The organism is Streptomyces roseochromogenus subsp. oscitans DS 12.976, assembly GCF_000497445.1.
GTDB lineage: Bacteria > Actinomycetota > Actinomycetes > Streptomycetales > Streptomycetaceae > Streptomyces > Streptomyces oscitans.
In genome coordinates this window covers 7,341,599-7,349,418 of the sequence record NZ_CM002285.1, presented here as the reverse complement: position 1 = coordinate 7,349,418, position 7,820 = coordinate 7,341,599, and the positions used below count along the sequence as shown (strand labels likewise).

General features: G+C 71.7%; 8 protein-coding genes and 1 pseudogene. 4 read left to right on the top strand and 5 right to left on the bottom strand.

From position 1 onward, the window contains the following. Both M878_RS49435 and M878_RS81370 read right to left on the bottom strand, forming a co-directional pair. A pseudogene (locus tag M878_RS49435) lies at positions 1 to 597 on the bottom strand (FUSC family protein); the annotation flags it as partial. Between the two features lie 251 nt (positions 598 to 848). Continuing rightward, on the bottom strand, positions 849 to 1,613 hold the full coding sequence (locus tag M878_RS81370; protein ID WP_023551544.1) for a nucleotidyltransferase domain-containing protein: 765 nt from the start codon (positions 1,611 to 1,613) through the stop codon (positions 849 to 851). 686 nt (positions 1,614 to 2,299) lie between these two features. Here M878_RS81370 and M878_RS81365 point away from each other — a divergent pair. Next, positions 2,300 to 2,716 carry a RidA family protein gene (locus M878_RS81365; RefSeq protein ID WP_031226426.1) on the top strand — a complete coding sequence of 139 codons (417 nt, stop codon included), beginning with the start codon at positions 2,300 to 2,302 and terminating at the stop codon, positions 2,714 to 2,716. Beyond that, a complete protein-coding gene (locus tag M878_RS81360) occupies positions 2,713 to 3,168 on the top strand; it encodes a GNAT family N-acetyltransferase (protein ID WP_023551542.1) in 456 nt (151 codons plus the stop codon). Before M878_RS81365 ends, M878_RS81360 begins: the two co-directional genes overlap by 4 nt. On the opposite strand, the gene M878_RS81355 is transcribed toward M878_RS81360, so the two are convergent. Beyond that, positions 3,150 to 3,905 (bottom strand): aspartate/glutamate racemase family protein, encoded by a 756-nt coding sequence (locus M878_RS81355; protein WP_023551541.1) that lies wholly within the window; start codon positions 3,903 to 3,905, stop codon positions 3,150 to 3,152. The two genes, M878_RS81360 and M878_RS81355, sit on opposite strands and share 19 nt — an antisense overlap. A gap of 4 nt (positions 3,906 to 3,909) precedes the next feature. Beyond that, positions 3,910 to 5,367: an NCS1 family nucleobase:cation symporter-1 gene (locus M878_RS81350; RefSeq protein WP_023551540.1), complete on the bottom strand. Its 1,458-nt coding sequence runs from the start codon at positions 5,365 to 5,367 to the stop codon at positions 3,910 to 3,912. Positions 5,368 to 5,591: 224 nt separating this feature from the next. On the opposite strand from M878_RS81350, the gene M878_RS81345 reads away from it, so the two are divergent. Further along, complete coding sequence (locus M878_RS81345; RefSeq protein WP_023551539.1) at positions 5,592 to 6,254, top strand: GntR family transcriptional regulator; 663 nt, start codon at positions 5,592 to 5,594, stop codon at positions 6,252 to 6,254. 118 nt (positions 6,255 to 6,372) lie between these two features. On the opposite strand, the gene M878_RS81340 is transcribed toward M878_RS81345, so the two are convergent. Next, complete coding sequence (locus M878_RS81340) at positions 6,373 to 7,104, bottom strand: uracil-DNA glycosylase (RefSeq protein WP_023551538.1); 732 nt, start codon at positions 7,102 to 7,104, stop codon at positions 6,373 to 6,375. A 242-nt stretch (positions 7,105 to 7,346) separates the two neighbouring features. On the opposite strand from M878_RS81340, the gene M878_RS81335 reads away from it, so the two are divergent. Further along, positions 7,347 to 7,820: RNA-binding S4 domain-containing protein (locus M878_RS81335; RefSeq protein ID WP_023551537.1), on the top strand; the 474-nt coding region annotated here is incomplete at its 3' end.

Here is a 7,820-nt window from a genome sequence, read left to right as displayed (position 1 = left end):
CACGGCCTCGACCAGGGCGGCGACCGCGTCGTACACATCGGCGACCGCCGCCCGCTCCCCGTCGAACCGGAAGTCCCCGGTGAGCGAACCGGGAGTGGGCAGAGCGAGCCGCAGCAGGAGCAGCCACCCGGCTCCGGCGAGGAAGGCGAGCGCCCGTAGCAGGCCGCTCTCGGCCGCCGGCATCCCGGCGCCGAGCGCGGCACCGACGAGCAGGTGGGTTCCCGCGGCCGAGGCGACGGGCCCGACCGCGCTGATCCCGCCGGCGACCAGCCCGAGAGCGGTGAGCGCCAGGGTGAGCGGTACGGCGGCCAGCCCCTGCCCGGCGTACGTGCCCACGTGCAGCCCGAGGGCACCGGCCAGCGCGGGCACCCCGAGCCGCTCCACGGCGGCCCGCCGGCTGCCGGGCCGGTCGTTGATGCCGGCGAGCATCGCGGCGACGGCGGCGAGCAACCCGAGGGGCGTCCGCCCTGCGAGCACCCCGGCGAGCAGCAGCGGTCCGGCGGCGAGCGTGCCCCGGATCACCGCACCCCAGGGCACGGGACCGCGCTGCGCGCGCAGGGCATGGGAGAGCCAGAGGGGTACGGCGGGCCGGGACACGGGGCTCCTGTTCGTACGAGGGCGAGGTGGGCCTGCGGACGACAGTGGCCGGTGGACCGTGCTTCCACGGTAGGGCGGGTTCGCCGGGCGAACGGGGCGATCACGTTTCAGGGAGGTGAAAGATGCCTGGGACGACCGGGTTCTTTATGAACGCAATCCATCACGCAATCCATCACGCAATCCATCAACGCGATTCCCCGACATTCATGAACTCGATGGACTCATGGACTTGGTGAACTTGGTGAACGCTCTCATGGACGCGTCGACCCGACGATCCGCTCGGCGTCGGTGACGGCGCGGACCAGCGCGTCGGGTTCGGCCCGCAGCCCACCCACCACCGCGTCGATCCCGCGCAGCCCGGCCCGCTCCAGCAGCCGTTTCTCGTTCGTCACCCACTCGCCGCGTGCCGCGAGCACGGCGTGCGCGGCCTGGGCGGCGGCCGTGGCGATGGCCCCGGCGGTCTCCGTGAGGCGGCCGTGGGGTGCGTGGTTGGCCTTGGCGTAGCCGAGAGTGGCCCGGGCGGTGCCGTACCAGCGCTCGGCGGCGGTGACGCGCAGCTTGGCCGGGTAGCCCGCGGGGCGGGGCAGGGTGCCCCTGAGCACCTGGTTGACGGCGAGTTCGGCCACGATCAGATAGGTGGGAATGCCGGCGAGGTGGAAGAGCAGCGGCTCCACCCGGAACCGGCCCTCCGCGACCTCCGCCAGCTCGTGCTCGACCACGTCGAGATCCCGGTAGTGCACATCCACCCGGCGCCCGTCGACGGTCAGCCAGGCTCCGCCGTTGAACACCCCGCCACCCCACTCACCGACCTCGGACACCTCCCCGTCCCAGCCGACGGCCCGCAGATCGTCCGGGTCGAACGGGCCGCGGTAGTAGACGGCCAGGTCCCAGTCGCTGTCGTCCCGGTGGGTGCCCTGGGCCCGGGAACCGCCGAGGGCGACGGCCTGGACGGTGGGGAGGGCGGCGAGGCGGTCGGCCGTACGGCTGAGGAAATCGGAGTCGGAAGTCTCGGGCATGGCCTCAGCCTGCCGCAGCGATCCCGAAGTCCGCTCCCGAAATTTCCGCGAGGCCCTCCGCGATGCGCCGCAACGGCTCGCGCGGCGCCGCGAGGTCAGCCCGCATCCGATCCGCACCCGATCCGCCTCCGGCCGGGCCGGCTCGTGGTCGAGCGGTGCGACGTCGGCGGGGCGGCGAGCCTCATACGTGGCAGGCCTCGTACGGGGCGGGCCTCGTACTCGGCGAGCCGGGGTGCCAGGTGGTCCGCTCCCTCACCGGCCCGTCCGGACTACCCGATCGACCGGCAGAACCCGCACGCGACGCTGTGCGGGGCCAGATGCTGACGTTGCGCACCGCTTGCCCGAGATTCTCGCCACCACGAGCCGCACGCGGCCATCGGGCATCCGCGACACTTCCGCCGACGACCAGGGCCCGCGGGAGTGCGAGGCCAGGACGAGTACCGGGGCGCCGTTCAGCGCATCGGGCCACTGCTTGCGGGCGAAGAAGTACTCGAAACGTTCAGCCGCGGCCGACACGGGACGGCCACCGGAGAACGACACCTTCTGGAGAGCCGGTTCACGACGTGATCCGCCGGGCCACGGCACGGACGTATTGAACCGCTTCTCCGTGCCGGGAAATCGGGATGCGGCAGCGCTACCGAACGCGGATGATCGGGTGGTTGCTGGCCATTTCCCTGGGAGCCGCCATGATCCGACGAGTCGACGCGCCCGGTCTCTTCCCGCCGCCCACCTATGCGCATGCATCCGTGGTGGAAGCGGGCAGCAGGCTCGCCTTCCTCGCAGGGGCCGTGCCGCTCGACGAGAAGGGGGAGATCGTCGGTCCGGGTGACCCCGTGCGGCAGACCGAGCAGGTGATCGCCAATCTTCGGGAGCAACTGGCCGCCGTCGGGAGTGACTTGGCGCATGTCGTCACCACGGACGTGTACGTGGTGAGCAGTGAGCCCTCCGTGCTGTCCGCGGTGTGGGAGGTCGTCGAGGCGTCCGGGCTGAGCGCGGGACCGCACTCGTCCACGCTGCTCGGCGTCGCCTGCCTCGGGTACACCGGGCAGCTGGTGGAGATCACGGCCACGGCCGCGGTGCCGGAGCGGGAGGAGAGCCGGTGACCGGCACGGTCGTGCTGCGGCGGGCCGCACCGGCCGACGCGCGTGCGGCGGCCGATGTGTGGCTGCGGTCCTTCCGGGCGGCGCTGCCCACCGTGGTCCGGCCGCGCTCCGACGACGATGTGCGGGAGCACTTCCGGGATGTCGTGGTGCCGGCGCGGGAGACCTGGGTGGCGGAGGCGGCCGGTGGCGGGATCGTCGGTGTGATGGTCCTGCACGAGGAGGAGCTGTCCCAGCTGTACCTGGACCCCGCGTGGCGGGGGCGCGGCATCGGCGACCGGTTCGTCGCGCTGGCCAAGGAGCGCAGCCCGGGCGGGCTGACCCTGTGGACCTTCCAGGTCAACAAGCCCGCCCACCGCTTCTACGAGCGCCACGGCTTCACCGCCGTCGAGTCAACCGACGGCAGTGGCAACGAGGAGCGGGAGCCGGACGTGCGTTACGTCTGGCGCCCCTGAGCCCCTCGTTCCGGCTCGCCCGAGGAGCGGCCCCACAGTCGGACCTTGGGCAAGGGCGTGCCGTAGCTGCCCGCTCGGCTCGTCGTCAGACCCAGGGTGGCCAGGGATTCCGCGAGCTTGACCGCCGCCGCCACCCCGTCGACCACCGGCAGCCCGAGCTTCTCCCGCACTGCCCGCTGCAGTCCCGTCATCCCGGCGCAGCCCAGGACGAGGACCTCGGCGCCGGCGTCCCGGGCCCGTTCGGCCGCCGTCAGGAACGCGGACTCCGTGCGGCCGGGGTCGTCGGCGAGGTCGAGGACGCCGAGGCCGGTACCGACGACGACGGCGCAGTTGCGGGCCACGCCGGCGGTCTCCAGGCTGTCCTCGATCTGGCCGCGGGCCCGGTCGAGGGTGGTGACGACGCCGTAGCGACGACCCAGGAGGCAGGCGAGGTGGGCGGCGGCCTCGGTGATGTCCACGACGGGGACGTCGACCAACTCCCGTACGCCTTCCCGGCCGTGCTCGCCGAAGCCGGCCAGGACGACGGCGTCGTACGCGGGTCCGTCGTACGTCCGCAGGGTGTCGAGGACGGCCGCGGCCGAGAGGTAGCTGTCGAGCCAGCCCTCGGCCGATGCCGGGCCCCAGGCCGGGGTCAGGCCGGTCACGGTGGTGCCCGGTGCCGCGGCGGCCCGCGCGCCGCGGACGATCTCCCCGGTCATCTCCCGCGTGGTGTTGCAGTTGGTGACGATGATCCGCAACGCGTCAGACCTCCTCCGTCGTCGCCGTGCGCTCCCGGCGGGCCGGCAGCGCGTACAGGGCGGCGCCGAGTGCCGTGCCGATGAACCAGGAGTACGGCGCCACATCGTTGAAGCTCTTCACCAGGGCCAGTACGGCGGCGACCGCGGCGGCGGGCAGGAACGCCCACAGCGCCCTCGGGTTGACGCCCTTGCGATAGTGGTACGGCGAGCCCGGGCGGGCGTCGAACAGTGCGTCGACGTCGACCTTGCCGCGCTTGACCCAGTAGTAGTCGACCATGATCACGCCGAACAGGGGGCCCAGGAAGGCACCGAGGCCACCGAGGAAGTAGTTGACGACAGTCGGGTTGGAGAAGAGGTTCCAGGGGGTGACGACCAGCGCGGCGACCGTGCTGATCATGCCGCCGACCTTGAAGGTGATCTTCTGCGGCCAGACGTTGGCCAGGTCGTACGCCGGTGAGACGAAGTTGGCGACGATGTTGACGCCCATGGTGGCGACCGCGAAGGCCAGCGCCGCGATGACGAGCACCCAGGTGTTGTCGACCTTGGCGACCAGTTCCGCCGGGTCGGTGATGGCCTGTCCGAACGCCTTCAGCGAGCCGGCCGTGACGATCACCGACACGACGACGAAGGCGGTGGAATTGATCGGCAGGCCCCAGAAGTTGCCGCGCCGCACGGTCCGGTAGTCGGGTGCGAAGCGCGAGAAGTCGCAGAAGTTGAGCATCAGCGTGCCGTAGGTGGCGAGGATGAGGCCGATCGCGCCGAACCACTGCCGCCACTGCTCGCCCGTGGACACCGGGTGCGGGGTGGAGGTGAGCGAGATGCTCCAGTGGGCCTTGGCCAGGACCCAGACCGCCAGCGCGATCATCACCAGCCAGATCACCGGGCCGCAGAAGTCCTGGAACTTGCGCACCGCTTCCATGCCCTGGCTGATGATCACCCACTGGAGCAGCCAGAGCGAGACGAAGGAGATCCAGCCGAGCGCGTCGAGGCCGAGGAAGGAGTGATGAGTGAGGGATGCGAGGCCGGGCCAGGCCGCGAGCAGCATCACGTTGACGGCGACGGAGGCCAGATAGGTCTGGATGCCGTACCACATGATGGCGATCACGGCTCTGATCAGCGCGGGGATGTTGGCGCCCCAGACGCCGAAGCTGATGCGGCTGACCACCGGGAAGGGCACGCCGTGACGCTGGCCGATCTTCCCCATCCGGTTCATGCCGATGTAGATCAGCACGAAGCCGGCGAGCAGGGCGGTGAAGACCTGCCAGACGTTCATACCGAGGACCAACAGACCGGCGGCGAAGGTGTAGTTGCCGAGGTTGTGGACGTCGGACATCCACATGGCGAACAGGTCGAAGACCTTCCAGTTCCACTGCTCGGCGGGGGCGAGGTCCTCGTTGACGAGGCGGGGGTCGGGGACGAACGCGGGTGCGCCGGTGGCTTCGGCGCGGTCGGCGAGGGACACGGGGCCTCCTGGGCGGGGGGACGAAGGGGCCGTACCGCAGGTGTCGCAGCTAGTCGCAGGTGTCGCAGGTAGGGGTCCGGGCACACCATTGGCCGAAAGCCAGCAGTGCGGTTTGCGATTTGGTATACCAAACTGCCGACATGGTGCCGTCGTCAAGCGTTCGGACCGATGTCGTTGCCGTTACGGCCCCGTAAAAGTCGCCTGGCGTCGGCGAAGATGGGCCCATGACGACGATCGAACCCCTGGGCGCGGTGCGCGAGCGGGTCCTGGCGAGCCTGCGGGAGGACATCATCGCCGGGCGCCTGGGGCCTGGTGACCGGCTCGTCGAACGGGAGCTGGCCGAGCGGTTCGGCGTCTCGCGGGTGCCGGTGCGGGAGGCGATCCGCGCCCTGGTCGCCGAGGGCTTCGTCCTCTTCGAGTCGGCCCGCCGCACGGTCGTACGCCGGCTGACCCCGACCGATGTCCGGGAACTCTTCGAGCTGCGCGAGGCGTTGGAGGTGTACGCGGCGGGGCTGGCGGCGTCCCGGGTGACCCCGGAGGCCCTGGCGGAACTGCGGGAACTGCTCGACCAGGCGGAGCGGGCCACGAAGGAGGGCGATGCGGAGGCGATCACGGACATCAACACGCGCTTTCACGACCGCATCCGCACCCTGGCCGGCAACAGCATGCTGATCTCGGTCATGGAGCCGGTCGACGGCCGCCTGCGCTGGCTGACCCGGCGGAACGAGGAATGGCCCCAACTCCTCACCGAGCACCGCGAGTTGTACGAGGCGATCGCCTCCGGCGACCCCGACCGCGCCCGCACCCACGCCCTCGACCATGTCCGCGCCAACTATCGCTCGACGGTACGGCACCTGTTCGGAGCCGATGCCGCCGACGGGAACTGAGCCGAAAGCGACGGAGGGGCCACGGCCGACGCCTGAGGGAGCGGCCGTCGGCTGCGAGGTGGCTCCCGGGGAGAGAGACCGCACCCGGCCGACAGACGGCTGCCGGCCTACGGGACGACTACCGGCCTACGGACGGCTGCCGCAGGCCGGCCGCCTGTGCCGCGGTGCTCAGCACCTCGCGGAGCATCTGCGGGGTGAGCCGGCCGGTGAAGGTGTTGCGCTGGCTGACGTGGAAGCAGCCGAAGAGGTCCAGTCCGTCGAGCTGGACCCGGGTGCCATGGACGAAGGCCGGACGGGGCCGGGGCACGGTCCAGCCCGCCTCGGCGAACGCGGGCAGCGCGGCCTGCCAGCCGAAGGCACCGAGGACGACCACGGCCTTCAGTGTCGGGCGCAGCAGCCTCAGCTCCTGAACCAGCCAGGGCCGGCAGGTGTCGCGCTCGCCGGGGGTCGGCTTGTTGGCGGGCGGGGCGCAGTGCACGGGCGCGGTGACGCGGACGCCGTACAGTTCCAGCCCGTCGTCGGCACTGACAGAAGTGGGCTGCGAGGCGAGCCCCACGTCGTACAGCGCCTGGTAGAGCACGTCTCCCGAGCGGTCGCCGGTGAACATGCGGCCCGTACGGTTGCCGCCGTGCGCGGCCGGGGCCAGGCCGATGATCGCCAGCCGTGCGTCGGCCGGACCGAAGCCGGGCACCGGCCGCCCCCAGTACGTCCAGTCGGCGAACGCGGCCCGTTTCGTACGGGCCACCTCCTCGCGCCACTCGACCAGCCGGGGGCAGGCCCGGCACTGCGCGACCCGCCGGTCGAGCCGGGCAAGCCCGTCGAGCCGGTCGAGAGCGCTGCTGTCGTCCATACGGCCACCGTATGCCCCACCAGTTCACACAGGTGCATCCAGCCGCTCGCTGCCTGCCAGGCGGTGACGTTTGTTGCACGGCGTCGGCGTCGAACGCGATCCCTACAACAGCCTCCGCGGCGCGGAGGCCCGGCGCATCCGGGATGCGCCAGGGGGGCGCGTCCCACCACTCCGCCGGTCACCACCAGCCCTCCGGCGAAAACGCCTCCGGCTCACCCGGCTGAGGGAGTTAAGGTCGGGGCATGGCTTCCGAGGATGCGGACGAGAACGTGAACCGCGGCACCGGCGGACCGGACGGAACCAGCCCCGCCCCAGGCGCCGACGACGCCCAGACGGCTCAGGGCTCCGCTGCCTCCGCCGACGAGCCCGTCGATCCTAAGATCGCCGACGCCGTGGCCGCCGCCGAGGCCGCGGGGCCGGCGAACGGCGAGACGGTCCGGATCGACAGCTGGATCTGGGCCGTGCGTCTGATCAAGACGCGTTCCCTGGGCGCCACCGCCTGCCGGGGCGGCCACGTCCATGTGAACGGCGAGCGGGTGAAGCCCGCCTACTCCGTACACATCGGCGACGAGGTGCGCCTGCGGCACGAGGGCCGCGAGCGGGTCGTGATCGTCAAGCGCCTGATCCGCAAGCGGGTCGGCGCCCCGGTGGCCATCCAGTGCTACATCGACAATTCGCCTCCGCCTCCGCCCCGCGAGGCCGTCGCCCCCCGCCGG

Excerpts from the sequence above, each read along its gene's own strand:
- M878_RS81370 (WP_023551544.1), bottom strand. The coding sequence starts at position 1,613 with ATGCCCGAGACTTCCGACTCCGATTTCCTCAGCCGTACGGCCGACCGC.
- M878_RS81365 (WP_031226426.1), top strand. The coding sequence starts at position 2,300 with ATGATCCGACGAGTCGACGCGCCCGGTCTCTTCCCGCCGCCCACCTAT.
- M878_RS81345 (WP_023551539.1), top strand. The coding sequence starts at position 5,592 with ATGACGACGATCGAACCCCTGGGCGCGGTGCGCGAGCGGGTCCTGGCG.
- M878_RS81340 (WP_023551538.1), bottom strand. The coding sequence starts at position 7,104 with ATGGACGACAGCAGCGCTCTCGACCGGCTCGACGGGCTTGCCCGGCTC.